General features: G+C 67.8%; 25 protein-coding genes. 14 read left to right on the top strand and 11 right to left on the bottom strand.

Annotation, left to right across the window (positions count from 1 at the left end):
- Nucleotides 1-15 precede the first annotated feature (15 nt).
- Genes M1M07_RS04560 through M1M07_RS04545 form a run of 4 tightly spaced genes read left to right on the top strand, consistent with a single transcriptional unit; the run spans nt 16 to nt 4,409 of the window.
- Nucleotides 16-1,455 (top strand): aldehyde dehydrogenase, encoded by a 1,440-nt coding sequence (locus M1M07_RS04560; RefSeq protein ID WP_248673411.1) that lies wholly within the window; start codon nt 16-18, stop codon nt 1,453-1,455.
- A 14-nt stretch (nt 1,456-1,469) separates the two neighbouring features.
- Nucleotides 1,470-1,910 carry a carboxymuconolactone decarboxylase family protein gene (locus M1M07_RS04555; RefSeq protein ID WP_248673410.1) on the top strand — a complete coding sequence of 147 codons (441 nt, stop codon included), beginning with the start codon at nt 1,470-1,472 and terminating at the stop codon, nt 1,908-1,910.
- Nucleotides 1,907-2,815: an NAD(P)-dependent oxidoreductase gene (locus M1M07_RS04550; RefSeq protein ID WP_248673409.1), complete on the top strand. Its 909-nt coding sequence runs from the start codon at nt 1,907-1,909 to the stop codon at nt 2,813-2,815. The genes M1M07_RS04555 and M1M07_RS04550 overlap by 4 nt, the downstream gene beginning before the upstream one ends.
- Before the next feature lie 43 nt (nt 2,816-2,858).
- Nucleotides 2,859-4,409 carry an acyl-CoA synthetase gene (locus M1M07_RS04545; protein WP_308200767.1) on the top strand — a complete coding sequence of 517 codons (1,551 nt, stop codon included), beginning with the start codon at nt 2,859-2,861 and terminating at the stop codon, nt 4,407-4,409.
- 64 nt (nt 4,410-4,473) lie between these two features.
- Here M1M07_RS04545 and M1M07_RS04540 read toward each other — a convergent pair whose 3' ends face one another.
- The 10 genes from M1M07_RS04540 to M1M07_RS04495 form a co-directional block, all read right to left on the bottom strand.
- Nucleotides 4,474-5,265: an NAD(P)-dependent oxidoreductase gene (locus tag M1M07_RS04540; protein WP_248673408.1), complete on the bottom strand. Its 792-nt coding sequence runs from the start codon at nt 5,263-5,265 to the stop codon at nt 4,474-4,476.
- Nucleotides 5,262-6,080, bottom strand: coding sequence for an NAD(P)-dependent oxidoreductase (locus tag M1M07_RS04535; RefSeq protein ID WP_248673407.1), 819 nt, complete (start codon nt 6,078-6,080; stop codon nt 5,262-5,264). The genes M1M07_RS04540 and M1M07_RS04535 overlap by 4 nt, the downstream gene beginning before the upstream one ends.
- 46 nt (nt 6,081-6,126) lie before the next feature.
- Nucleotides 6,127-6,633 carry a DoxX family protein gene (locus M1M07_RS04530; protein ID WP_248673406.1) on the bottom strand — a complete coding sequence of 169 codons (507 nt, stop codon included), beginning with the start codon at nt 6,631-6,633 and terminating at the stop codon, nt 6,127-6,129.
- A gap of 36 nt (nt 6,634-6,669) precedes the next feature.
- The gene (locus M1M07_RS04525) at nt 6,670-7,593 is read right to left on the bottom strand and encodes an alpha/beta hydrolase (RefSeq protein ID WP_248673405.1); all 924 of its coding nucleotides are present in this window, start codon (nt 7,591-7,593) and stop codon (nt 6,670-6,672) included.
- A complete protein-coding gene (locus M1M07_RS04520; protein ID WP_197257559.1) occupies nt 7,590-9,293 on the bottom strand; it encodes an OB-fold domain-containing protein in 1,704 nt (567 codons plus the stop codon). The genes M1M07_RS04525 and M1M07_RS04520 overlap by 4 nt, the downstream gene beginning before the upstream one ends.
- On the bottom strand, nt 9,286-10,653 hold the full coding sequence (locus M1M07_RS04515; RefSeq protein ID WP_197257561.1) for a cytochrome P450: 1,368 nt from the start codon (nt 10,651-10,653) through the stop codon (nt 9,286-9,288). Before M1M07_RS04515 ends, M1M07_RS04520 begins: the two co-directional genes overlap by 8 nt.
- A gap of 53 nt (nt 10,654-10,706) precedes the next feature.
- Nucleotides 10,707-10,898 carry a ferredoxin gene (locus M1M07_RS04510; RefSeq protein ID WP_197257563.1) on the bottom strand — a complete coding sequence of 64 codons (192 nt, stop codon included), beginning with the start codon at nt 10,896-10,898 and terminating at the stop codon, nt 10,707-10,709.
- Nucleotides 10,899-10,989: 91 nt separating this feature from the next.
- Nucleotides 10,990-11,850 (bottom strand): mycofactocin-coupled SDR family oxidoreductase, encoded by an 861-nt coding sequence (locus tag M1M07_RS04505; RefSeq protein WP_197257565.1) that lies wholly within the window; start codon nt 11,848-11,850, stop codon nt 10,990-10,992.
- Nucleotides 11,851-11,902: 52 nt separating this feature from the next.
- A complete protein-coding gene (locus tag M1M07_RS04500) occupies nt 11,903-12,634 on the bottom strand; it encodes a 3-oxoacyl-ACP reductase FabG (RefSeq protein WP_197257637.1) in 732 nt (243 codons plus the stop codon).
- Nucleotides 12,631-13,440: a TauD/TfdA family dioxygenase gene (locus M1M07_RS04495; protein WP_197257567.1), complete on the bottom strand. Its 810-nt coding sequence runs from the start codon at nt 13,438-13,440 to the stop codon at nt 12,631-12,633. Before M1M07_RS04495 ends, M1M07_RS04500 begins: the two co-directional genes overlap by 4 nt.
- Nucleotides 13,441-13,637: 197 nt before the next feature.
- On the opposite strand from M1M07_RS04495, the gene M1M07_RS04490 reads away from it, so the two are divergent.
- The 10 genes from M1M07_RS04490 (at nt 13,638) to M1M07_RS04445 (ending at nt 25,369) form a co-directional block, all read left to right on the top strand.
- Nucleotides 13,638-15,119 carry an aldehyde dehydrogenase family protein gene (locus M1M07_RS04490; protein ID WP_197257569.1) on the top strand — a complete coding sequence of 494 codons (1,482 nt, stop codon included), beginning with the start codon at nt 13,638-13,640 and terminating at the stop codon, nt 15,117-15,119.
- Nucleotides 15,116-16,321, top strand: coding sequence for a CoA transferase (locus M1M07_RS04485; protein ID WP_197257571.1), 1,206 nt, complete (start codon nt 15,116-15,118; stop codon nt 16,319-16,321). The genes M1M07_RS04490 and M1M07_RS04485 overlap by 4 nt, the downstream gene beginning before the upstream one ends.
- Before the next feature lie 33 nt (nt 16,322-16,354).
- Nucleotides 16,355-17,530 (top strand): OB-fold domain-containing protein, encoded by a 1,176-nt coding sequence (locus tag M1M07_RS04480; protein WP_248673404.1) that lies wholly within the window; start codon nt 16,355-16,357, stop codon nt 17,528-17,530.
- Complete coding sequence (locus tag M1M07_RS04475; RefSeq protein ID WP_248673403.1) at nt 17,527-18,684, top strand: thiolase family protein; 1,158 nt, start codon at nt 17,527-17,529, stop codon at nt 18,682-18,684. Before M1M07_RS04480 ends, M1M07_RS04475 begins: the two co-directional genes overlap by 4 nt.
- Before the next feature lie 326 nt (nt 18,685-19,010).
- Nucleotides 19,011-19,964, top strand: coding sequence for an ABC transporter permease (locus tag M1M07_RS04470; protein ID WP_282581809.1), 954 nt, complete (start codon nt 19,011-19,013; stop codon nt 19,962-19,964).
- Nucleotides 19,961-20,866, top strand: a complete 906-nt coding sequence (locus M1M07_RS04465; RefSeq protein ID WP_197257584.1) for an ABC transporter permease — start codon at nt 19,961-19,963, stop codon at nt 20,864-20,866. The genes M1M07_RS04470 and M1M07_RS04465 overlap by 4 nt, the downstream gene beginning before the upstream one ends.
- Before the next feature lie 65 nt (nt 20,867-20,931).
- Nucleotides 20,932-22,473 (top strand): ABC transporter substrate-binding protein, encoded by a 1,542-nt coding sequence (locus M1M07_RS04460; protein WP_308200766.1) that lies wholly within the window; start codon nt 20,932-20,934, stop codon nt 22,471-22,473.
- 58 nt (nt 22,474-22,531) lie between these two features.
- Nucleotides 22,532-23,533: an ABC transporter ATP-binding protein gene (locus M1M07_RS04455; protein ID WP_248673400.1), complete on the top strand. Its 1,002-nt coding sequence runs from the start codon at nt 22,532-22,534 to the stop codon at nt 23,531-23,533.
- Between the two features lies 1 nt (nt 23,534).
- Nucleotides 23,535-24,554, top strand: a complete 1,020-nt coding sequence (locus tag M1M07_RS04450) for an ABC transporter ATP-binding protein (RefSeq protein WP_248673399.1) — start codon at nt 23,535-23,537, stop codon at nt 24,552-24,554.
- Nucleotides 24,551-25,369 carry a mycofactocin-coupled SDR family oxidoreductase gene (locus M1M07_RS04445; RefSeq protein WP_248673398.1) on the top strand — a complete coding sequence of 273 codons (819 nt, stop codon included), beginning with the start codon at nt 24,551-24,553 and terminating at the stop codon, nt 25,367-25,369. The genes M1M07_RS04450 and M1M07_RS04445 overlap by 4 nt, the downstream gene beginning before the upstream one ends.
- 55 nt (nt 25,370-25,424) lie before the next feature.
- On the opposite strand, the gene M1M07_RS04440 is transcribed toward M1M07_RS04445, so the two are convergent.
- Nucleotides 25,425-25,655, bottom strand: a complete 231-nt coding sequence (locus M1M07_RS04440; RefSeq protein WP_248673397.1) for a DUF3263 domain-containing protein — start codon at nt 25,653-25,655, stop codon at nt 25,425-25,427.
- Between the last annotated feature and the right edge of the window lie 37 nt (nt 25,656-25,692).

Here is a 25,692-nt window from a genome sequence, read left to right as displayed (position 1 = left end):
AGGGCTGTGAGCTCGATGGACACACTCGACCACTGGATCGCCGGGGCACCGGCCGCGGCGTCGACCGGTGACACCCTGCCGGTCACCGACCCGACGACCGGGCGCGTCACGCACCGCATCGCCCGCGGCACCGGCGCCGACGTCGACGCGGCCGTCAGCGCCGCCGAAGGCGCCGCGCCCGGATGGCGCCGCACCGGTGCACTCGCCCGGGGCAGATTGTTCGCCGAACTGGCGCGGGTGATGCGTGCGGATGCGAAGACGTTGGCGGCCCTCGAGATCGGTGAGACCGGTAAACCCGAGAAGGTCGCGCTCGCCGAGGTGGAGAACTCGGCGCAGTACTTCGAGTTCTACGGCGGGCTCACCGGTGGACCGGCCGGGGAGATCCTCGACGTCGAACCCGACCAGCACGTCTACACGCGGCGTGAACCGTTCGGGGTCGTCGGGATCGTCACCCCGTGGAACCTGCCGCTCAACCAGGCGTGCCGGGCGGTTGCGCCCGCGCTCGCCGCCGGGAACACCGTGGTCGTCAAGCCGTCCGAGTTCACGTCCTCGTCGTCGGTGCGGCTCGCGCAACTCGGGACCGAGGTCGGGTTCCCGGACGGGGTGTTCAACGTCGTGCTCGGCACCGGCGACGTCACAGGTGCCGCGCTCGTCGAACACCCCTCGGTCGCGAAGGTCGCGTTCACCGGATCGGTCCGCACCGGACGGGCCATCGGTGCGATCGCCGCGGACCGGATCATCCCGCTCACCCTCGAACTGGGCGGCAAGTCCGCGAACATCGTGTTCGCGGACGCGGATCTCGACGCCGCGGTCGCCGGTGCGGTGCAGGCGTTCACGTCGAACGCCGGGCAGGTGTGTTCGTCGGGTACCCGGCTGCTCGTGCACCGGTCGGTCTTCGACCGGGTCCTCGACGCGGTCGCCGAACGCGCCTCCGCGATCAGGATCGGCGAGGACATGGGACCGCTCGTCACGCGCGCCCAGTTCGAGCGCGTCCAGGAATATTTCAAGATCGCCGAATCGGAAGGCGCCCGGGCGGTCACGGGCGGTGCGGTCGCGGCACTCGCCGCCGAGACCGGCGGCTTCTACGTCGAACCCACCGTCTACACCGGGGTCAGCAACCAGGCGCGCATCGCCCGCGAGGAGATCTTCGGCCCGGTCCTCGTCGCCATCCCGTTCGACACCGACGACGAGGCGATAACGATCGCGAACGACTCGGAGTACGGGCTCGTCGCGGGACTCTGGACCCGCGACGTGAGCCGCGCCGTCACCGTCAGCGAACAATTGTGTGCCGGGCAGGTATTCGTGAACACGTGGTCCACCGGATCGGTGCAAACCCCCTTCGGCGGCTGGAAGCACAGCGGATATGGCCGCGAGAAGGGCGTCGAGGCGCTGCACCACTACAGCCAGGTCAAATGCGTGACCATCAAGCTCGATTCCGCCGGACCGTCGGCGTGAAGGGAACATCCGAAATGGCAGACGAACTCACGGCATCGACGGTCGAGGACGCGCACACGGCGCTCTTCGGCGCGGGACTGGCCGTCCGCAGGGAAGTGCTCGGCGACGCCTATGTCGACGCGGCACTCGAACGGGGCATCGGCACCGACGGTGAAGCGTTGCAGCACTACGTCACCGAATCCGTGTGGGGATCGGTGTGGACGCGACCGGGTCTCGACCGTCGCAGCCGGTCCCTGCTCAACCTCGGCATCCTCATCGCGCTGAGCCAGCACACCGAACTCGCGGTGCACGTGCGGGCCGGGCTCGGTAACGGGCTGACCCGCGAGGAGATCACCGAAGCCGTCGTCCACGCGACCGCGTACGTCGGATGCCCCGCCGGTGTCGCGGCGATGCGTGTCGTCCAGGACACGCTGACCGCCGAACTCGGGCCCCTCGGTGGGGAGGGCGACGCATGAGCGCCGCCGCGGCACCCACCCGGGCCGGATTCGTCGGACTCGGCGCGATGGGTTCACCCATCGCACAGAACTTCTCGAACGCGGTGCCGGGACTGCGGGTGTTCGACGCGAACCCGGGCGCGCTGGACCGGTTCGCCGCCGAGAACCCGTCGTCCGTGCGGGCCGGTAGCCTCGCCGACCTCGCGGACTGCGACGTCGTGATGCTCAGCCTGCCCACCAGCGACATCGTCGACACGGTGCTCCTGGGACCCGACGGGTTGCTCGGCCACCTGCGTCCCGGGTCGATCGTCGTGGACATGGGCTCGAGCGTGCCGGCCCGCACCCAGGCCCTGGCCGAACGAGCCGCCGAGAAGGGCATCGCGATCGTCGACGCCCCGGTCAGCGGTGGTGTCGCGCGAGCGAAACAAGCCGACCTCGCGGTGATGGTCGGCGGCGACACCGAGGCCGTGGAACGGGTGCGTCCGCTGCTCGAGGCCACCGCCCGCGAGGTGATCGTCGTGGGCCCGGCCGGCTCCGGGCACGCCGCCAAGTCCCTCAACAATCTGCTGTCTGCGTCCGGTCTCGTCGCCGCCGCCGAAACCATGCTGGTGGGAGCCAAGTTCGGGATCGACCCGGCGACGCTGCTCGCGGTGATCAACGCCGGCAGTGGACGGAACAACACGACCGAGACCAAGTACGAGAAGTTCGTGCTGTCACGCTCGTTCGCGTCGGGGTTCACCGCGGAACTCATGCGCAAGGACGTGGGCATCGCACTGGATCTCGCGCGCGAACAGGGCGTGAAGATCGGTCTCGGTGAGGAACTCGGCCGGATCTGGAACGACGCGACCGACGCCCTCGAACCCGGCGCCGATCAGACCGAGATCGTGCGCTATCTGGAAGAGGCCTACGGACTCGAGAGTCCGTAGAACCTCGTAGGTGACCCGAAGATCCCGAGAGAGTGAGGATTCCGTGGCGCTGCCCGCCGTTCTGACCACTCCCGCCGAACACGCCCGGCGCACGCCGGACAAACCGGCGATCATCATGGGCGCCGGCGGTGAGGTGGTGACCTACGCGCAGCTCGACGACCGGTCCGCGCGCCTGGCGCAGGCGCTGAGAGACCGGGGTATCGGCGAGGGCGACCAGATCGCGATTCTCATGGAGAACAACCGCGCGTACCTCGAGGTGACGTGGGCGGCGCAGCGATCGGGTCTGTACTACACCGCGATCAACAAGCATCTGCGGTCGGCGGAGGTGCAGTACATCCTCGACGACTGCGGCGCCGTCGCGCTCGTGACGAGTGCGGCGATGGCCGACGTCGTCGCAGGTCTCGATCTGTCCCGAATCACCGTGCGCATCAGTGCGTCCGGTGATGTCGACGGATTCGAACGGTACGACGACGTGCTGGCCGCGAGCGAACCGATGCCGGAGGACCAGGCACGCGAGGGCCGCGAGATGCTGTACTCGTCCGGAACCACCGGACAGCCCAAGGGTGTTCGTAAGCCGCTCGTCGCCGTGCCGTTCGGGGATCCCGCCGCGCCTCCGGTGCTCATTGCGAAGGGCCTGGAGATGCGCGGCGCGCTCGACGACGCCGTCTACCTGTCGCCGGCACCCCTGTATCACGGTTCCCCGCTGGTGTTCTCGATGTCGTGGCAGCGGCTCGGTGCCACGGTCGTGGTCATGGAGTCCTTCGATGCCAAGCTGTGCCTGCAGTTGATCGAGCGGCACGGCGTGACCGACGCCCAGTTCGTGCCGACGATGTTCGTGCGTATGTTGCGTCTGCCGGAGGAGGTGCGGCGACGCTACGATCTGTCGAGTCTGCGCGAGGTCATCCACGGTGCCGCGCCGTGCCCGGTCCCGGTGAAACGGGAGATGATGAGCTGGTGGGGCCCGATCATCCACGAATACTATTCCGGCACCGAGGACATCGGCACCGCCTCCATCACGCCGCAGGAGTGGCTGGCGCATCCCGGTTCGGTCGGCCGTCCGATGCAGGAATGCCACATCGTCGGAGAGGACGGCGAGGAAGTGCCCCGGGGGAAGGTCGGCGTCGTGTACTTCGCGGGTGGTCGCCCCTTCGAGTACCACAACGACCCGGCCAAGACGGCCGCGGCCGCGAACGCCAAGGGCTGGAGAACCCTCGGCGACATGGGCTATCTCGACGAGGACGGCTACCTGTACCTGACCGACCGGCTGGCGTTCATGATCATCTCGGGCGGCGTCAACATCTACCCACAGGAGGCGGAGAACGTCCTGTCCGGGCATCCCGCCGTCGCGGACGTCGCTGTCATCGGTGTGCCCGACGACGAGATGGGGGAGTCGGTCCGGGCGGTCGTCCAGCTCGTGGAACCTGCCTGCGCCTCGGCGGACCTCGAGGCGGAACTCATCGCCTACTGCCGATCGGAACTGGCGTCCTACAAGTGCCCCCGCAGGGTCGACTTCGTCGATTCACTGCCCCGCGACCCGAGCGGCAAACTGCACAAGAGACTGCTGCGCGAACAGTATTGGACCGAAGTGGGCTGACGCCCCGGTGTGCCTTTGTGGCGGTCAGGGCCGCCACAAAGGCACACCGGGGCCGAAGGCCCCCTCAGCCTGCGTCGATGGCGACGTCGAGGGCTCCGAGATCGCCCCCGAGTTCGGCGACGGTATCTCGCACCACGGCGACGTCCTTGGTGAGGAATTCCTTTACCGCGCTGGTGAATCCGGCGACGGATCCGCGGGCGGCGATGTTACCCATCACCTTGCTGGCAGAGCTGCCGTGCGGAAGCGCCTGGAGCAGAGCCGATTCCTCGACGCCGAGTTGCGCACCGAGGGCCACGGCCTCGGAGATCAGGCCGATCTGTGCCGCGAACAAAGCGTTGTTGACCAGCTTGACGCGTTGCCCGTTGCCGGCCTTTCCGACGTGGAGTACCGGATCGCCGTAGCTACGCAGTACGGGTGTGGCGCGCTCGACGGCGTCGGCGTCGCCTCCGAGGAACAGCGTGAGACTTCCGGCCGCGATGTCGTGCGGGCCGCCGCTGACCGCAGCGTCGATCACGTCGATGCCGTGGCCCGCCGCGTCGTCCCGGATCTGTTCGATCGTCCGGGGGCTGATGGTCGTGTGGATCGCCAGCACGGAGCCGCGCGGCATCTTCTCGAGAAGGGCGCTCTTCAGGCACACCTCGCGGACCTGGTCGTCGGTGAACACGCAGACGAGGACGAGCTCGGCGCCGACGCCGGTCTCGGACGCCTCCGTCACCGCGGTGACGCCCGCACCCGTCAGGGCGGCACGGGTTTCCGACGATCGGCCCAGCGCGCGGACCTCGTGTCCGGCCTCGGCAAGCTTGCGCACCATAGGCAGGCCCATACGGCCGGCCCCGATGAATCCGACCCGGGTCACCGCGGGTGCTCCATCAGGGCGAGGGTGGAGTCGGCCGCGGTGAGCACCACGCCGGGCGTCGCGCCCGCCGCGTCCGCGAGACCCGCCACGTGTCCGACGTCCTTGCGCAGCAGGGGACCGGCATGCTTCGCGATGCTGTCGAGTGTGCCGCCGCCCGCCACGACCCGGCCGAGCGCGAAGCTGTTCGCCGATCCGTGCGTGATGACCTCGCCGAGCTTCGCGGGATCGACACCGAGCGACTCACCGAGTTGCAGCGTGGTCACGGAGGTTGCGAGATTCGCGGTGAACAGCAGATTGTTGAGGAGCTTGGCAACCTGCCCGGCTCCGACGTCGCCCAGGTGGATCACGGGATTCGCATAGGTCTCGAAGACCGGCCGGATCTTCTCGACGATCTCGGTATCGCCCCCGACCATGACCAGCAGGGTACCCGCAGCGGCTCCCATGCCGCCGCCGCTGACCGGGGCATCGACGACCGCGACCCCGGACTCGCGCGCCTGCTCGGCGAGTTCCCGAACCGTGTCGGGATGGACGGTGCTGTGGATCGCGATGATTCCGCCGGGCTGCAGGCCCGACAGCACGCCGTTCTCGCCGGTGACGACCTGTCGCACGTCGTCATCGGCGACGACGCAGATGCAGACGAGGTCGCTCGCGGCGGCGAGTTCGGCGGGCGTCTGTGCGGTCTTCGCCGCGGTGTCCGCGTACGGCTCGAGCGACTCGGGTCGCCGCGCCCACAGGGTCAGCTCGTATCCCGACTCGACGATCCGGCGCGCCATGGGCCCGCCCTGGCTGCCGAGCCCGATGAAACCGACACGCATCAGTGCTCCTCCGATCCGATCAGTACGACTCCGAGTGGTGCGATCGTCATGCTGCGGCTTCCTGCTTCTGCGGCCGCCAGAACGTGGCGAGCAGACCCGCGGTCGCGACGACGCCGACGCCGAGCGCGATCGCGCCGCCGGACCAGCCGACGATCGCGATGTCGGTGGCCGAATCGATCGAGATCTCGCCGGGTCCGATCATGGCCAGCGCCAGTGCGACCACGCCGAGCACGAGGACGTATTCGTAGCCTTCCTTGAACACGAAGAAGCCGTTGGGGCGGTGCGCGAGCAGGCCGGCGACGAGCATGATCGAGATGACCGCGGCACATGCGAGGGGAGTGAGCAGGCCGAGAATCACGAGCACGCCGGCGCCGATCTCCACGACGACGCTGATCCATGCCTGCAACGTGCCGTTGCGCAGGCCCAGTCCGCTGAACCAGCGTGCGGTACCGGCGATACGGCCGCCGCCCACCCAGTGGTTGACGCCGTGCGCGATCATCGTCGCACCGAGCACCAGACGCACCAGGAGTAGCGCAACATCGGTGGGGTCCATCGCTTCACCTCCTTGCCGCTGTGCGGCTCCGTCGAATCATTTTGTGGTATCGGATATTCGGTCAGCCGAACGATTGTCGATGCATTCCTGCACGAACGACAGCACGGTCGCGTGGTACGACGCGGCCGCGTAGCCGAGGGCGAGATTGTGCCCGGCGTCCGGTTGCGTGTGCAGCTCGACGCGGGGCGCGGCGGTGAAGATCGCCGCGATGTCGTCGAGGGCCTCCGGGTCGCCGCGCCACACCCTCTCGTGTTCGGCGGCGGTGAAGTGCACCGGGACCTCGACTCGTGCGGCGAGCTGCGGGAATTCGGTGTGCGGCCACGACGCGGTCACCGTCGCCTCGTAGGAGGGGGTGCGTGAGGCGATCGGCGCGCCGCCGACCAGTTCCGGCGGATAGATCTCAGGATGCGCCCAGATCAGCCCGTAGACGCCCTTGGGGTCGGCGTATTGCGCTTCCGTGCCGAGGATTCCGCAGGCGTCGGCGTGATGCTCGCGGCCGGTGCCGGCCAACGCGATCCCGAGCAGGCCCCTGTCGCGGCGAGCCGCGCGACGCCACCGTTCGCGTGGCTCGACGGCCAGGCGCATCGTGAGTTCGCATCCGAGCGAATGGCCCCACAGGAAGATCCCGGCACCGAGATCGAGCGAGTCCAGGTGCGCGTCGATCGCGGCGAGGGCGGCGTCGACCCGCCGCTCGGGCCGGGTGAATTCGTCCACGTGCGGGCGGGAGGCGCCGTACCCGGGACGGTCGAGCGCGAGGACGGTGAATCCGCGCGCGGGACCGGTTCGCAGCAGGGACAGTTCGGGATGGCCCGGGCAGTCGAAGTACGCGGAGTCCGTTGCGCCGCCGTGCAGCGCGACGACAACGGCGCGCGGCTGCTCGGCGACCGCGAGCAGCCCCGACATCGGAACACCGTCGATCTCGGCGACGCGGGCGGCGGGTGCGGATTCGATCGTCGTCACGAGTCGGCCCGCAGGAGCATGGCACCGCCGGGGGACAGGCCACCGGTCGCGGCGACCGCGACGCGGGCGCCGGCCACCTGCCGGTCTCCGGCTTCACCGCGCAACTGCACGACGGCCTCGTGGATCAGTCCCATGCCGTGGGTGCGGCCGTGCGAGAGCTGACCGCCGTGGGTGTTGAGCGGCAACACGCCGTCGCGGGCGATGTTGTGGCCGCCGTCGAGGAAGTCCTTGGCCTCGCCGATACCGCAGAAGCCGAGGGCCTCGATCCACGACAGGCAGTTGAACGTGAATCCGTCGTAGAGTTCGGCGACGTCGACGTCCTCGGGCCGCAGGTCGGTGCGCGACCACAGGTGGGCGGCGGGGCCGAGCACCTGCGGTTCGTGGGTGAGGGTGCTCTGGTCCCATTCGATCCGCTCGATGATCTGGGTACCCACCGCCTCGACGAGCACGGGTGGCTTGGCCAGATCGCGGGCCGCGTCGACCGCCGAGACGATCACCGCGACCGAACCGTCGCACGGAACGTCGCAGTCGTACAGGCCGAACGGGGTCGTGATTGCCCGCGCGTTCAGGTAGTCGTCCATCGTCAGCGGATCGCGGTAGATCGCCGTCGGATTCAGCGCGGCGTTGGCGCGCTGGTTGAGCGCGATCCAGCCGAGGGTCTCGCGGGTGGTGCCGTAGCGATGGAAATGACGCTGGGCGTTCTGGGCGAGGGTGTGCGCGGCGGAGATACCACCGAACGGCATCATCCAGCTCGTGGTGCGTCCGCCCGACGGGCGGATCTCGCCGCGCTTCATCAGTTCTCCGTGGGTCGCTTCCCACAGGGTGCGGTAGCACAGCACGTGCCGCGCGAGTCCGCTGGAGACCGCGATCATCGCGGCGATGACCGAGCCACCGGGGCCGAAGGTTTCGATGCCGCCGTTGTGCCAGGTCGGGTTGAGCCCGAGTGCGGCCTCGACGGTCAGGACACCGCCCTCGCCGAAGCCGCCGACCTGGCCGGCACCGGGGTAGCTGGCGATCCCGTCGATGTCGTCGAGCGTGAGACCGGCGTCGGCGACGGCGCGTTCGCACGCCTCGATCGTCAGGCCCAGTGGGGAGCGCATGAGCCGACGCCCGATCTCGGACATCCCGACTCCGGTGAGCGCCACCCGGTCCTCGAACTTCTCACGAGAAGCCATGGGCCGCACGTGCTTCCGGAAGTCCTCGGGTTCGATCCCGTCGGCCGGCAGCCGAGCAGGCGCGACCTGCTCGGCTGCCGGACGGAACAGCGGCAGCCAGACGTCGTCGTCCTGCTGGAAGACGACCTCCATCCGCTGGCCGAGTTCGAGGGTCTCCGGATCGCAGTCGACGATGTTGGTCGTCAACCGCACCCGGGGATCCTCGTCGATCGCGACCTGCGCTACCACATAGGGCGGCGGCAGGCCGGGGAGACCGAATCGGTGGTTGACCGTGAAGCCGGCGAGCGTGGCAGTGCCCGACACTTCGCGCACGCCCATCCGGTGACCGCGGCAGTACCGGCACACCGGTTGCGGCGGATGGATCAGCGCAGAACAGGATTCGCATTCCTGGATGCGCAGGATCCCGTCCGCACCGGCGGTCCAGAAGAACCGGTTCTGCTCGGTCACCTGGGGAAGGGGACGACCCGATTTCGGCGCCTTGCCCTTCTCCGTGTCCTCGGGGTCGACCACCGCTGAATCAGTCACCGATCTGTGCCTCCGACCTCTTCACCGTGATGGGCTCCGCGAGACGCTGCTCGTCGCAGATCTTCTGGAGCTTCTCGAGCGTCTCGTCGAGACCCGCGCCGAGGCGCGGTCCGGGCGTGAACGTGGCCGGCAGATGCCGCATGCCCTGGATGACGCCGATCGAGTCGTAGTGCACTGCTTCCGCCGGATCGCACTTGTAGTCCGGTATGCGGTCGAGCACGGCGACGAGCATGCGCTTGAACACCTGGCGGGCCATGTTCGAGCCGATGCACCGGTGGATGCCGAGTCCGAAGCTGAAGTGCCGGTTTCCGCGACGCTCCAGGTCGACCTCGTTCGGATCGTCGAACAGTTCCGGGTCGCGGTTGGCCATCGCCCAGGACAGCCAGAGGCGCTCGCCTTCCTTGAATTCGGTGCCGTCGAACGAGCAGTCCGCCGAGAACGTGCGGCCGTCACCCGGTGCGGGTGTGAAGTACCGCAGGAACTCCTCGGTCGCCGAATCGAGCAGCGTGTCACGCTGTTCGCTGAGGATCGTGCGCTTGTCGGGATTGTGCGCGAGCCATTCGAGCGAGTGGGCGGTCAGCGCCGTCGTGGTGTCGAAGCCGCCGCCGATGAGCAGGCTCAGGATGCCGAGCAACTCCATGTCGTCGGGCTTCTCGCCGAGCACGGTGGCCTGGGCGAGCGCGTTGATCAGGCCGGGACGGGGATTCTCCCGGATCTCGAACAGGTTGGTGAGCAGGTCGATGCCCATCGTCCGGTGCATCTCGGCGATGCGCGGGATGTCCGGCGAGTCCGGCGGCGTGTAGACCGCGGCGTGGACCGGTTCGTTGTAGATGGTCCACTTGGCGATGGGGATGCCCATCATCGCCAGGGTGAGCACGGCGGGCACGATGTTCGCCAGGTCGTCGACGAAGTCGATGCGGCCGGTCTCGATCTTCTCGTCGATGCTGGCCCGCACGATCTCGTCGATGAACGGCGTCCACCGCTTGACCGCAGCGGGGGACAGGTAGGGGTTGAGCAGGGCGCGGAACTCGTGGTGCTCGGGGTCGTCCATCTCCAGGATGCCGCCGCGCACGCCCGACGCACGTTCCATCGTCGGGATCGCGATTCCCTTGTAGCCACGGCGTTTTCCGTGGATGTCGTGGTCGGTGGACACGTCTGCCGAGCGGGCGAGCGCGAACACCTCCTTGCTGCCGGCGGCCACCCAGTGGCCACCGTGGGTCTCGGACCACGCCATCGGACACTTGGCGTGCATCTCCTGCGTGATCGGCAGGAAGTTGTCTCGGTAGTCGGCGGCATGGCGGTCGAAATCGAATCTGTTCGCCTTGCGGCTGTCGTCGGTGACGACGTCGTCAACGCTCACGGCGTTGTCCTCTCTTGCACGTCGAGCTTTGGGGGGCTGTTCGAAACGGCAGATCAGAAAATGGTGATCGCCTGCTCGGGGCACGAGCGGGCGGCCTCCTTCACCGCTTCCTCCTGGTCGGCGGGCACCTCTTCGTTCGCGACCGACGCGTGACCGTCGATCTCACTGAGCTCGAAGACGTCCGGTGCGGCCATGGCGCAGAGCGTGTGGCCCTGGCACTTGTCGGGATCGACGCGGACCTTCAAAATTCTCCTCCAGACTTCCGTTGTAGCCGGGGTGGTTCGGATCCCTTTCGCCGGAATCCTCCGGGGACGGTAGCAGCGACAGGATTCGGGATCAGATGTGGTAGTCGTACCACTTCAGGTAGCCGCCTCCGTCGACGCGCATCTGCATGCCGGTGACGTACCGTGATTCGTCGGAAGCCAGGAAAAGCACCATGTTGCTGGAGTCCTGGGGCTCGATGTACGGAATCGGCATGGCCTGCTGCACACCGAATGCCGGCTCCGCGTCCTGGCGGGTGGGGTGTTCGAGGTCGGGGCGGAAGGAGCGGTACATCGGCTCGCTCTGCAGCATGTCGGTGTTGCAGTTGGTCGGGTGCAGCACGTTGGCGCGAATGCTGCGGGGCGCCAGATGCGTTGCGAGTTCGTGGATGAACTGTGACAACGCACGCTTCGAGTACACGTACGCGACACCACCGAGGTCCTTGCCCGGCTGGTCGACCTTGGCGACGTCCATCAGGGCCGCGGTCGAGCCCGTCGCGATGATCGATGCGCCGGCGGTCAGGTGCGGCAACGCTTCCTGCACGGCGTTGATCGTGCCGACGAGATTGGTATTGACCACATCGGACCACGCCTGAGTTTGTGGTTCGCCCTTCATTCCGGCGACACCGGCCTGTGCGACAACGACATCCAGCTTGCCGAACTCGGCGAGACCCTGCTCGAGAGCGGCGCGCACCTCCGAGGCCACACGCACGTCGGCCTTGACCGCGACGATGCGGCGGCCCTGCTTCTCGACGAGGCGCACCGTCTCCTCGAGGTCCTCGGGGGTGGCCATCGGGTATCCGATGGACGGGATGTCCTCGCACAGGTCGATCGCGATGATGTCCGCGCCTTCCTCGGCCAGACGGACCGCGTGGCTGCGGCCCTGCCCGCGAGCGGCACCGGTGACGAACGCGACCTTGCCTTCTACACGCCCCACTGTTGTTTCCTTTCGCTAACTTTCGCTGTCGGGAGATTCGCGGACGGTCGGGTCAGGTGTTGCGTCCGCCGTTGACGCCGAGGATCTGGCCGGTGATGTAGCCGGCTTCCTCCGAAACGAGGAATGCGCATGCCGCGGCGATGTCCTCCGGGCGGCCCACCCGGCGTACCGGGGTCCGCTGGATGTGTTCTTCGATGGTTCCGCCGAGCAGGCCCTTGCTTTCGGAGTTGCGCAGCATCGGGGTATCGACGAATCCGGGCGGGACGGCGTTGACGGTGATTCCGTCGGGGCCGTATTCGAGGGCGAGCGACTTGGTGAGCCCGTTGACACCGGACTTGGACGAGACGTAGGCGGTCATGAACTGCTGCCCGGACTGCGCACTCGACGACGAGATGTTCACGATGCGGCCCCACTGCGCCTCGCGCATGTCGGGGAGCACCGCCTGGACGCAGTGGAAGACACCGTTCAAGTTGACCGCGATGATCTGGTTCCAGGTCTCGATGTCGATGTTGTGGAAGCGCTTGTACAGTTCCCGGCCCGCCGCATTCACCAGAATCGTGATCGGGCCGAGTTCCTTTCGGACCTCCTCGAGCGCGGCGTCGACCGAGGCGCGATCGGACACGTCCGCGACATAGGAGAACTTGGCGTCGGACGGATTGATGTCCAGGATCGCGACCCGGTGGCCGTCGTTGCGCAAGCGCTCGGCGATGGCCGCGCCGATTCCCGAACCGCCCCCGGTGACGACGGCGGTCCGGGCGGTGGAAGCTGCTGTTCCTGCTGTCACTGCCACGCCTCGTCCCCGACGATGGTCACGCGGCGCATGAGGCGCTCGGACGACGGGTCGTAGGGCAGTGCCCGGTGCAGCATGCCGGTGTTGTCCCACACGACCAGGTCGCCGATTTCCCAGTCGTGGGCGTAGCAGAAGCGCTCTTGCGTGGCCCAGTCCTGCAGTTCGTCGATGAGCGCGCGGCTCTCGTCGGGCTCCATGCCGACGATGTGGTCGGCGGTGGCGCCGATGACCAGCGAGCGACGGCCGTCGCGTCGTTCCCACACGAGCGAGGACTCGTGCGTCGGGAGCTGACGCCAGCGCGCGACCTGGTCCTCGGTCGGGTCCGGGTAGACCTTGCGCTGCGCGGCCTCGAAGCTGTGGACGACGCGCAGGCCGTCGTAGCGCTTGCGTTCCGCCTCGGAGAGGTTCTCGTAGGCGGCGTAGGTGTTCGCGAACTCGGTGCCACCGCCGACGGCGGCGACATGGCGGCAGCTGAGCACCGTGGCCTTGGCCGGGATGTCGTTGGTGGTGTCGTCGATGTGCCAGCTGAAGGTGCCCTTGAGGTATTCGGCCGACGGCGACTTCGCCGGGTCGAGCGAGACGGTGAAGATCTCCTGGCCGGGGACCGGCTGGACGAGCTGCCCGAGCTTGCGGCTGAAGGCGAGCTGACCTTCGTCGTCGAGGTTCAGGCCGCGGAACAGCAGCACGCCGCGCCACTTCAGCGCCTCGGTCAGCTTGCCGATCACCTCGGGGTTCTCGAGGTCGACATCTCCGCTGACCTCTACTCCCAGTGCCGGGGTGATTGCTGTAGTCTTGATCACAAGAAGCTCCCTTCCAGTTTTCGAGAACCATACTCTCCGCGTCGAGTTGCCCGCAAGGCCGGATCAGCCGCTGGTCGGGACAATTCAGGCTTCGATTCGGGGTATGCGAACCAGGCTCTGATTGCTACATTCACACCAATACGGGGACTGAATTCTCGATAGTGAGAATCGTATTTCCACACAGTGAGGAGAACCGGATGTCAACGCAGGAGACCGTGCAGGCCGAGGCCGGGACCGAGGTGCACAAGCGCCTGCTCATCGACGGGCAGCTCGTCACGACCGAGCAGACCTTCCCGTCGTTCAACCCCGCGACGGGTGAGCTCGTCGGCTACGCCCCGGATGCCGGTGTCGCCGAGGCGGAAACCGCCATCGAGGCCGCGCGCCGCGCTTTCGACACCACGACGTGGTCCACCGACGTCGAATTCCGCATCAAGTGCCTCGACCAGCTCCACCAGGCACTGCTCGACAACGCCGAAGAACTGCGCGAACTCACCATCGCCGAGGTCGGCGCACCGCGCCTTCTCACCTACGGCAACCAGCTCGACGCCCCGATCAACATCGTCCGCTACTACGCGGACCTCCTCCGCAAGTACCCGCTGACCGAGGACCTCGGCGAGGTCGAGATCCGCGGGCAGAAGCACCGCCGCTGGATCGAGCGCGAGGCCGCGGGCGTCGTCGCCGCGATCGTCGCCTACAACTACCCGACGCAGCTCGCGCTCGCGAAGCTCGCACCGTCGCTCGCCGCCGGCTGCACGATCGTCCTCAAGGGCGCGCCCGACACCCCGCTCGTCACGCAGGCGCTCGGCGAGATCATCGCCAACCACACCGACATCCCCGCCGGCGTCGTCAACATTCTCTCCTCCACCCAGGTGTCGACCGGCGAGATCATGACGACCCACCCCGACGTCGACGTCGTCACCTTCACCGGCTCCACCGTCGTCGGCCGCAAGATCATGGCCGCGGCCTCCGAGTCCCTCAAGCGCGTCTTCCTCGAGCTCGGCGGCAAGTCCGCGCTCATCGTGCTCGACGACGCCGACATCCCGACCGCCGCACAGTTCGCGGCGTTCAGCATCTGCTCACACGCCGGCCAGGGCTGCGCCCTCACCACGCGCCTGCTCGTGCCCCGGGAGAAGCACGACGAGATCGTCGCCGCGGTCGGCGCGATGATGAGCAACGTCCCGTTCGGTGATCCGTCCGACCCGAAGATCTACATGGGCCCGGTCATCAACGAGAAGTCGCGCGAGAAGATCGACGGCATGGTCAAGCGGGCCGTCGAGGCGGGCGCGACCCTCGTCACCGGCGGCGAGAAGGTCGACCCCGGCTTCTTCTACAAGCCGACGCTGCTCGCGAACGTCGACCCGGACAGCGAGATCGCGCAGGAAGAGGTCTTCGGCCCGGTCCTCGCCGTCATCCCGTTCGACGACGACGACGATGCCGTGCGCATCGCCAACAACTCCATCTACGGCCTGTCCGGCGGTGTGCTCAGCGCCGACGACGAGCGCGCCACGGCGATCGGCCGCCGGATCCGCACCGGCACGTTCAGCATCAACGGCGGCAACTACTTCACGCCCGAGGTGCCGTTCGGCGGATACAAGCAGTCCGGCATCGGCCGCGAGATGGGCGTCGCCGGTCTGCACGAGTTCCAGCAGATCAAGTCCTTCGCGGCGGTCGTCAAGTGAAGCCCCTCGAAGGGATCCGCGTCCTCGAGGTCGCGATGTACGGCTTCGTCCCGTCGGCGGGCGCCGTGCTCGCCGAGTGGGGCGCCGACGTCGTCAAGGTCGAGCATTCGGTCACCGGCGACCCGCAACGCGGACTGCGGCAGGTCGGCCGGATGCGGGTCGAGGGCGATCCGAACCCGAACGTCGAACACGCCAACCGTGGCAAGCGCAGCATCGGTCTCGACATGGGAAGCGAGGAGGGCCGGGAGGTCCTGCTCGAGCTGGCCCGCCGCTCGGACGTGTTCCTGACCAGCTTCCTGCCGCAGGCCCGCACCAAGTTCGGGATCGACGTGGACGACATCCGCGCCGTCAACCCGTCGATCGTCTACGCGCGCGGCAGTGCACTCGGCCCGCGCGGCGTCGAATCCGACCGCGGCGGTTACGACATGACCGCGTTCTGGGCGCGCGGCGGCATCGCCGCGACCATCACCCCGCCCGGCGTCGAGGGCATGATCGCTCCGCCCGGACCGGCGTTCGGCGACACTATCTCCGGCACCAACCTCGCCGGCGGCATCGCGGCCGCGCTCTTCAAGCGCGAACGCACCGGGGAGACGTCGGTGGTGGACGTGTCGCTGCTCGGCAGCGGCCTCTGGGCGATGGGGCACGGCGTCGCACTGTCGCTGCATCTCGACGAGCACATGGTCGCCCCCGTGCCGGGAGCCCATGGCGCACCGACGAATCCGCTGTCGGGCCTGTACGCGACGTCGGACAACCGCTACCTGTCGTTCGTGATGCTCCAGCCCGGCAAGTTCTGGGCGGATGTGTGCCGTCACATCGACCGGCCCGACCTCATCGACGATCCGCGGTTCGCCGATGCCCAGCAGATTGCCGCCAATACCGAAGAAGCGGTGGCGATTCTGCGCGAGGCCATCGGGAAGCGGACCCTCGCCGAGTGGACCGAACGGTTCGCGACTCTCGCCGGCCCGTGGGCGCCGGTGCAGGACTCGCTCCAGGTCTCCGACGACGCGCAGATCCGCGCGAACGAATACATCGTCAAGGCAGGCGAACTCGAGCTGGTCGCCAACCCGGTCCAGTTCGACGTCACCGCACCGGAGACCGGTCCCGCACCCGAATTCGCTGCGCAGACCGAGGAGGTGCTGCTCGAACTCGGTCTCGACTGGGATCGCATCATCGCGCTGAAGACGGCGGGCGCAGTCACCTAGGACTGCGACCGCGAGAGAACACCGGAGAATCTCATGCCATACATCGCTTCGATAGGTACCTACCTGCCGTGCTGGGGATCACCCGGGGCCCGCGTGCCCGGTGACGACGAGGACGCGATCACACTCGCTGTCGAAGCGGGCCGCGCCGCCGTGGCCGAGACGGGTTCGGTTCAGTACGTGGTCCTGGTCAGCCGGGACCTGCCACTGCTCGAGAGCAGCAACGCCGCAGTGCTGCTCGCGGGACTCGGACTCGATCCGGAGATCGAGGTCACCGAACGCCTCGGCGGTGCACCGGCAACACTCGATGCGCTCGGTTCCGCGCGACCGCGGACCCTGGTGATCGGCGTGGACCTTGCCCCCGCCGGGGCGGCGGCGGCGCTCACCGCGGACCAGGGCCTGCAGGTGCGCACCGCGGCGCGCGTCTCCCGCAGCCTCCCGGTCCGCACCCGCACCGAGAACGGAATGGTGCACGACTACGGGGATCCGCGCCTGGTCAAACAGCGCGGTTTCCTTGCGTCCCTTGCCTCGTCGTGGGTCGACGACCCGGTGACCGTCGCCGGCGTCGAACCCCGATACGCGGCGGACCTGTGCGCCGCCCCGCCGGTGGAACTTCCCACCACGGGCGCGAGTTCGCCGTTGTTCGCGCTCGCGGCGATGGCCGAATCGGAGACGAAGGGTCCACTGGTGGGAGTGGAACAGGCGAGCCTGTCGGCGATCACCGTCGCCGACGGCGTCACCGAGATCCGTCGTCACGAACCGCCGGCGCGGGAGCGCACCGCGCCGGTTCACGTGCCCGGCCCGGACATCCCGATCTCGCTCGCGGCATACGAGCGGGCGTTCGAAGCCAAGGTCCGCTGGGAAGCGGGCCGCCATCCCGGCTCCGACGACCTGGACTTCCCACCGAGATATCGGGTGGGGGAGGACGGAACACTGGGCAGCAGTTACGAGTTCGTTCCCTTGCCGCGAACCGGGAGCGTCTACACCGAGGTCACCGTCCGTGTTCCGGTCCCCGGTCTGGACACCCCGTACTCGCTCGTCCTCGTCGAACTCGACGACGTCGACGTGCGGGCACTGGTCAAGGTGACCGGTGTGGAGCCGGGCACCGTCGACATCGGCGATCGCGGCCGCATGGTGCTGCGCCGCGTCGCGGTGCGGTCCGGGGTTCCGGACTACGGCTACGCGTTCCATCCCGAAAGTGAGGCGTCATGAGGAAAGTCGCGATCGTCGGTGCGGGAATGACGCCCTTCGCCGAACATTTCTCCCTCGGCATCCGCGAGTTGCTGCCGATGGCGTACGCCGAATGTGCGGCGACGGTCGACAAGGGCATCCGCACGTCGGACCTGCAGGCCGCGTGGTTCGGTGCGATGGGGACCACCGACGGGTTCCCCGCCGGGATCCTCGCCGACACCCTCGGTCTCCCGGAGATTCCGGTGACACGCGTCGAGAACTCCTGTGCCACCGGGCACGACGCCATCCGGAACGCCCTGTTCGGGATCGCTTCCGGAGCGTTCGACGTGGCGCTGGTGATGGGCGCCGACAAGGTCCGCGAGACCGCGTCGAAGGACATGATCTGGGAATGGGAAGCTCTCACGCGTGACATGGCGTGGGACTACCCGCTCGGTCTCGCGCAGGCCGGTTTCGCGCTGCACGTGCGACGCTACCTGCACGAGTCGCCGGCGACCCGCGAGCACATGGCCATGGTCGCGGTGAAGAACCATCTGAACGGTCTGAACAATCCGAAGGCGTTCCGGCGCTTCGAGATCACCGTGGAGGAGGCGCTGAACGCGCAGACCGTGGTGACGCCGTTCGGTGTCTACGACTGCGCGCCGCAGAGCGACGGTGCCGCCGGGCTGGTGCTCGCCGCCGAGGACGTCGTGGACCGCTACACCGATCGCCCGGTGTGGATCCGCGGTGTCGGTATCGGCCTGGATTCGGTGATGCACCAGCACAAGAAGGACATGACCAGCTTCCCGGCGACCGTCCGGGCTGCGAAGCAGGCGTTCGGGATGGCCGGCCTGACGCCCTCCGATGTCGATGTCGCGGAGGTCCACGACTTCTTCACCGGCATCGAACTGATCAGCTACGAGGATCTCGGCTTCGCGAACCGGTTCGAGGCCTACAAGCTGATCGAATCCGGGGCCACCGCCATCGGTGGGACCCTCCCGGTGAATCCCAGCGGCGGCATGATCTCCAAGGGGCATCCGCCGGGTGCCACCGGTGTCGCCCAGTGTGTCGAGCTGTTCGAGCAGTTGCGCGGCAACGCCGTCAACCAGGTCGACGGTGCACGAATCGGCTTGGCACACAATATCGGTGGACCGACTGCCGTATCGGCGGTGACGATCCTCGAGGGCTCCGGTTCCTGACGGTCCAGTCCGCCCGGTTTCGTCCACCACTGCCTACCACCGCATACGCCTGCAGGCAGCGCCGACGCCCGCGTCGCACCACGCGACGCGGGCGTCGGCGTGTCCGAAGTCGGTGTACGCCGGGATAATTCGAAAAAACAAGACTCGCGAGTCAGGTTCTTGTCACAACCGCCGCAGTCGCATATATTGCGTAGGTCACAATCGAACCTTCGATGTGAACCGAGTCATCGTAATTTCTTGTAGCTCTTGCTCGTTCGTGCACACAGGCGCTCGCTCGTACACACGGTCGACGTCGACATCCGATCCCCCGATGAAAGTCGAGTTGGATGATTCTCACTGTCGTGAACCGAATCGGTCGCAGTATCCTCGTCATCCTGTTGGTGACGGTCGCGGTGGTCGCGCTGCTCGGCCTGGCCCCCGGCTCGGTCGCCCAGGTGATCCTGGGGGAGAACGCGACCCCGGAAGCTGTCGCGGCCATGAATGCCGAACTGGGCCTGGACGCGCCGTTCTGGTCGCAGTACCTCACCTGGCTGGGCAACGCCGTACGAGGAGATCTCGGAACCTCCCCGCTCACCGGACAATCCGTGAGCGAGGCGATCGCCGAGCGACTTCCGGTGACCCTCCAGCTCGCCGTCATGGGGCTGACGATCGCGCTGATCGTCGCGATCGGCATGGGCATCGCGTCGGCGTCGCGTCCGGGCAGCGCGCTGGACCGTACGATCAATGCGGTCTCCGCGGTGTTCCTGTCCGTCCCGGCCTTCATCGCCGGCCCGATCCTGATCTACTTCTTCGCCATCAAGCTGCAGATATTCCCGGTGATGGGATGGTCCCGGATCAGTGAGGGGCTGGGGGAGAACCTGCGCACCGCCCTGCTCCCGGCGATCGCGATCGCGCTCACCGAGATCGCGGCATTCCACCGGCTCCTGCGCACGGATCTGCTCGGCACGCTGCGCGAGGACTTCGTCGCGGCGGCCCGCGCCAAGGGGCTCTCGGCGCGGTACGTCATGTTCCGGCACGCGCTGCGCCCGTCGTCGTTCTCGCTCATCACGCTCGCGGGAATCAATCTCGGACGGCTCATCGGCGGCACCGTCATCGTCGAAACCCTTTTCGGGCTACCGGGTCTGGGGCAGCTCGTCGCGTCGTCGATCACGTCCCGTGACGTGATCATGGTGCAGGGGATCGTCGTCTTCATCGCCGTGGTCTACGTGTGCATCAACACCCTCGTGGACCTCGGCTATCAGGTGATCGACCCGCGGGTCGGAAAGGTGGCGACCGCATGACCGAGATCGCGACGAAGAACACCGTCCTCACGAAACACGCGGTCGATGCGGCGGTGGACACGGTGCCGGTGGTCCCGGCGCCCAAGAAGAAGCGTCCGATCCTGGTGTACCTGTCGGTCGTGTGGCTGGTCGTGCTGATCACCGCCGCAGTGTTCGCCGACCTCCTTCCTCTCGCCTCCTATGCCACCCCCGTGGGCACCCCGCGCACCGGGCCCCAGCTGGGCTCCCTCGACCTGCTGCTCGGCACCGACACTCTCGGCCGGTCGATGCTCTCCCGTATCGTCTACGGCGCCCGTGTCTCGCTGGTGGTAGGAGCGGTCGCCGGGCTCATCGGATTCGTAATCGGTTCCCTGGCAGGCCTGCTCGCAGGCTACTTCAGGGGCCGTCTCGACTCGATCGTCACGCTCGTCGCAGACGCGATGCTTGCCTTCCCGCCCTTGATCCTGCTGCTCGCGCTGGCGTCGATCCTGACGCCCAGTGTCCCGACGATGCTGCTCGGCCTCACCGTGATGGTCGTCCCGTCGTTCATCCGGCTCGCGCGGGCGAACACCATGGCGTGGTCGTCGCGTGAATTCGTCCGTGCCGCAAGGAACATGGGCGCCGGCCACGGCCGGATCGTGTTCCGCGAGATCCTCCCGAACGTTCTGGCTCCGCTGGCGGCGTTCCTGCCGATCGTCATGGCGGCGCTCATCGTGGCCGAGGGTTCCCTGAGCTTCCTCGGCCTGGGAATTCCTCCGCCGCAACCCAGCTGGGGCGGAATGATCAGCGACGGCAAGGACGCCATCGCCACCTATCCGCACCTGGTGTTCGTTCCCGCCCTCGTCATCTTCTTCACGGTGTTCGCTCTCAATCAGGTCGGCGACCACCTGCGGACCAAGTACGACCGCACGCTGCAGGACTGATCGTCCGCAATCGCCCCCCCATCCTGGAAAGGTCGACGATGCTTCGACGCAAACGATTTCCGCGCTTGGCCGCCGCCGTGTGTACGGCGGCGATGTTCCTCGCCGCCTGTGGCTCGGGCTCGGGAGGCGGTGACGGAGGATCCGCCGATGCCGGCGAACCGGTGTCCGGTGGTGTAGCCCGTGTCCTGCAGACCGGCGAACCGCGGTCCCTCGACCCGGCAGCGTTGTCGAACACGTGGGCGCACCAGCCGGTGCTGGCCAATGCGCTGTACGGAACATTGATGATCAACGACCTCGACACGTTCGAGATCGAATACAAGATGGCCACCGACTTCTCCAGCACCGACGGGGGCTCGACCTTCACCCTGAAACTGCGGCCGGACCTGAAGTTCAGCGACGGCACACCGCTCGACGCCGCCGCCGTGAAGTTCAACTGGGACCGTCTCAGGGACCCCGCTCTCGGTTCCACGACGATCCGGCAGGCCGTGCAGATCGCGCAGTCCGAGGTTGTCGATCCCACCACACTCCGGGTCACGATGACCGCACCGAACCCGCACTTCGCACAGGCCATCGTCGCGGGCGCCCTCAACTGGATCGCCTCGCCCGCGGCGCTGCAGCAGGGCCAGGCGGCGTTCGACGAGAATCCCATCGGAGCAGGGCCGTTCACGCTCGTCGACTGGAAGCGCCAGGACTCCATCGAACTCCAGCGCAACCCCGGATACTGGGACGCACCGAAACCGTACCTGGACGGCATCACGATCCGCACCGTCTCCGACACCAACCAGCGCGTCAACACCATGACCACCGGCGGCGCCGACCTCGCGTCGGAGACCAACTGGGAGAGCCTGAACAAGATCGAGGCCGCCGGCTACTCGTACGAGGTCGTTCCGACCGGCGGCGGGCAGTTCATGGGCATGAACGTGCGGCGCGCACCGTTCGACGACGAGCGTGCCCGCCGCGCCGTCTCGCTTGCCGTGGACCTGGACGCCATCAACGTCGCCGTCTACAACGGCGCCGGTGAGATCCCGCGGACACTGTTCGAAGAGGGATCGCCCTACTACGCGGATGTCGCTCTCGACCGCCACGACCCCGAGGAGGCCCAGCGGTTGTTCGACGAGCTCGCCGCCGAAGGCAAGCCCGTCTCGTTCAGCTTCATGTCCTACCCCACCACCGAGTCGAAGACACTCGGTGAGGCACTGCAGGCGCAGCTCAGCGCGTACGACAACGTCGAGGCGAAGGTCGAGGTCGTCGACTACGCCGCAGCGACCGCACGGACCGGGGCGCGCGATTTCGACATGGTCATCTCGTCCGCCGTGGTCCAGGACCCGGACTACGCGCTGTGGATGGCGTTCCATGCCCAGTCGCCCGGCAACTTCACCGGCATCCAGGACCAGCAGCTCAGCGAGGCGCTCGACGCCGGACGGTCCGCGCAGTCGGCCGAGGAGCGGACCGCGGCCTACGAGATCGTGCAGCAGCGACTCGCGGAGGTGACCCCGGGCATCTGGTACTACCGCGCGGTCCCGGCGATCGTGTCCGGGAAGAAGCTGCACGGCGTCGTGCTGTACACGCTCGGTTCGCCGCTGCCCGAGGAACTGTGGATCGCCTAGGCACTGACCGCCGCAGCGAGGAACGACCAGCCGACGACAGCGAAAGGGCCGGAGTGCCATGACCACTCAGCCGCTCCTCCAGGTGAGGAATCTGCGTGCCTACATCGGCACACCACGAGGGACCGTCCGGGCCGTGGACGGCGTGTCCCTGGACCTGGACGAAGGCCGGGCACTGGGCGTCGTCGGCGAGTCCGGTTCCGGCAAGTCCGTGATGGCCAAGGCCGTCATGGGTCTGATGCCGCCCCGGTCCGCGCGGTCCGGCGAAGTGATCTTCCGCGGCCGCGACCTGCTCGCGCTGGGCAAGAAGGAGCAGCGTGAGGTCTGGGGCAAACAGATCGCGATGGTCTTCCAGGACCCGGGGCGCTCGCTCAATCCGGTGGTGCGGGTCGAGCGCCAGCTCACCGAAGGCATGCGCAAGCATCTGGGAATCGGCAGCTCCGAGGCTCGGGGCCGGGCCCTCGACCTCCTGAAGGAGGTCGGGGTGCCCGACCCCGAGCGGCGGCTGCGCAACTATCCGCACGAGATGTCCGGCGGCATGCGGCAACGCGTGATGATCGCGATCGCGCTCGCATGCGAACCGGACCTGCTCATCGCGGACGAACCCACCACCGCCCTGGACGTGACGATTCAGCGCCAGATCCTCGATCTGCTGCGCCGCGTGCAACGCGAACGCGGCATGTCGATGATGCTCATCAGCCACGACCTGGCGGTGGTGGCCGGTCGCACCGACCGGGTCTCGGTGATGTACGCCGGTCGCCTCGCGGAGGTCGGATCGACCCGGGAGGTGTTCGAGGCGCCCCGGCATCGCTACACACACGCGTTGCTGGGAGCGACCCCGACCATCGACCACACCCGGCACGCACCGCTGCAGTTGATCGACGGTTCGTTGCCCGACCCCACGGCGCCACCGGGAGGATGCCGATTCGCTCCCCGGTGCGCACACCGCCTCGACGAGTGCGACACCGCCGGCCCGGATCTCGAATCCGTGGGAGCGGATCATCTGGTTGCGTGTCTGAACCCGGTTGCCCTTGCGGCACCGGCACTTTCGGGAGGTCGCTGACATGGCCGGTAGTGGTTCCGCGCACCTGCGCGGTGAGCAGGCGCTGCTGAGCGTGCAGGATCTCGTCGTCGAATACCCGACCGCGTCCGGGACGGTGCAGGCGGTCTCGAAGATCAGCTTCGACGTTCTGCCGGGCGAAACCCTCGGCATCGTGGGCGAATCCGGCTGCGGGAAGTCCACGACGGGGCGAGCCGTCCTGCGCCTGGACCGGTTGACGTCCGGACGTATCCGGTTCGGTGACGACTGGATCGAGGAGGCCGGCGAGAAACAGATGCGCGCGCTGCGGCGCGACATGCAGATGATCTTCCAGGACCCGGTGGCCTCGCTGAATCCGCGGCGCAGCGTCGGGGACATCGTCGTGGAAGGGCTCGCGGTCGCGGGTGTCCCGAAGGACGAGCGGGCCGCGACGTCTGCGTCCGTTCTCGGCCAGGTGGGGCTCGGAAGCGACCGTTTCGCCGGCATGCTTCCGCGGCAGTTGTCCGGTGGGCAGGCACAGCGCGTCGCGATCGCCCGCGCGCTGGCGCTGAATCCGCGCCTGCTCATCTGCGACGAACCCGTCTCCGCTCTCGATGTGTCCGTGCAGGCGCAGATTCTGAATCTCCTCGAGGAACTCAAGGCGGAGTTCGATCTGACCGTCGTGTTCATCGCACACGACCTCGGCGTCGTCCGCACGGTCAGCGACAACGTAATGGTGATGTACCTCGGGAAGGTGTGCGAATTCGGGGATTCCGTCGAGGTGTACGACGACCCGGCACACCCGTACACTCGGGCCTTGCTCGATTCGGTTCCGTTGACCGACCCGGAGAAGGCATTCGCCGGGCCGGCTCTGGAAGGGGACGTGCCGTCGCCGTTGGCGCCGCCCACCGGGTGCCGGTTCCGGACCCGGTGCCCGATCGTGCAGGACCGGTGCGCCGACGAAGAACCCGAGATGCGGGAGGTGCGGACCGGTCGGTTCGTCGCATGTCATTTCCCCCTCGGCGGAGCCGAGGCGAATTCGAAGGAGAAGGTGTCGGTCGCATGAGCGGACGGGTAGCGGGCAAGGTCGCGTTGATCACGGGCGCGGCGCGGGGGCAGGGCCGCGCGTATGCGGTCCGGCTCGCGGAGGAAGGCGCCGACGTCGTCGTCGTGGACGTGTGCGCCGAGGTCGGGGACGTCGCCTACGCACCGGCGACACCCGAGGATCTCGAGGAGACGGTCCGGCTGGTGGAGAAGACCGGACGCCGCGTCGTGTCCGGGATCGTGGATGTGCGCGACCTGGATGCGCTGCGCGGGATCGTCGACGATGCGGTCCGGCAGTTGGGTCGCCTGGACGTGGTCGTCGCGAATGCGGCCATCTGCTCGGCCGCGCCGTGGAACGAAATGACCCCGCAGATCTTCGAGGACACGATCGGCACCAACGTCACGGGAGTGTGGAACACGGTCATGGCCGGTGCGCCGCACCTCGTCGAAGCCGGCGGCGGCTCGATCGTCCTGATCAGCTCGGCCGCGGGAATCAAGGTGCAGCCGTTCGCGATTCCGTACACCACGAGCAAGTTCGCGGTGCGGGGGATGGCCAAGGCGTTCGCCGCCGAACTCGCCCAGCACCACATCCGGGTCAACAGCGTGCATCCCACGGGTGTCAACACGCCGATGGTGAACGACGGTGCCCTCGGCGGGCAGATCTCGCGTGCGCTGGAGGGCAACACCCGGCTCGGCGCCATGATGATCAACATGATGCCGGTCGATATCGTGCAGCCCGAGGACGTTGCGGACACCGTGCTGTTCCTCGCGTCCGACGAGTCGAGGTACATTACCGCGCACGAGCTTGCGCCCGACGCGGGCGTGACGGAGTACTGACCGATCGTTCCCTGCCGGCCGGCTCCCGCGACGATGCGGGGGCCGGCCGGTCGGGTCAGCTCGCGCGGGTCTCGGGGCTGCGCAACCGGTTGTCGCAGATCTCGCGGAGTTGCTGCGCGAGGGACGGTGAGAGCTGGCTCCAGCGCGGGCTGTTCAGGATCGCTCGCAGCCGGTGGAAGAAGACGGTGGGGCTGACCCCGAACTCGACGAAGATGTCCTCGTCGGGGCCGCCGTCCCAGTGGCGCCATTTCGTGGCGAACGCGAGAATCGCGGTTTCGTCGGTCATGGGGGTCCCTCCTTCGCGGGGTTAGGGATCGGCCGGG

Origin of the sequence: Rhodococcus sp. HM1, assembly GCF_023218075.1 — a bacterium.
Lineage (GTDB): Bacteria > Actinomycetota > Actinomycetes > Mycobacteriales > Mycobacteriaceae > Rhodococcus.
Note: the sequence above shows the minus strand (reverse complement) of the source record. Positions and strands in the feature narration are given on the sequence as shown.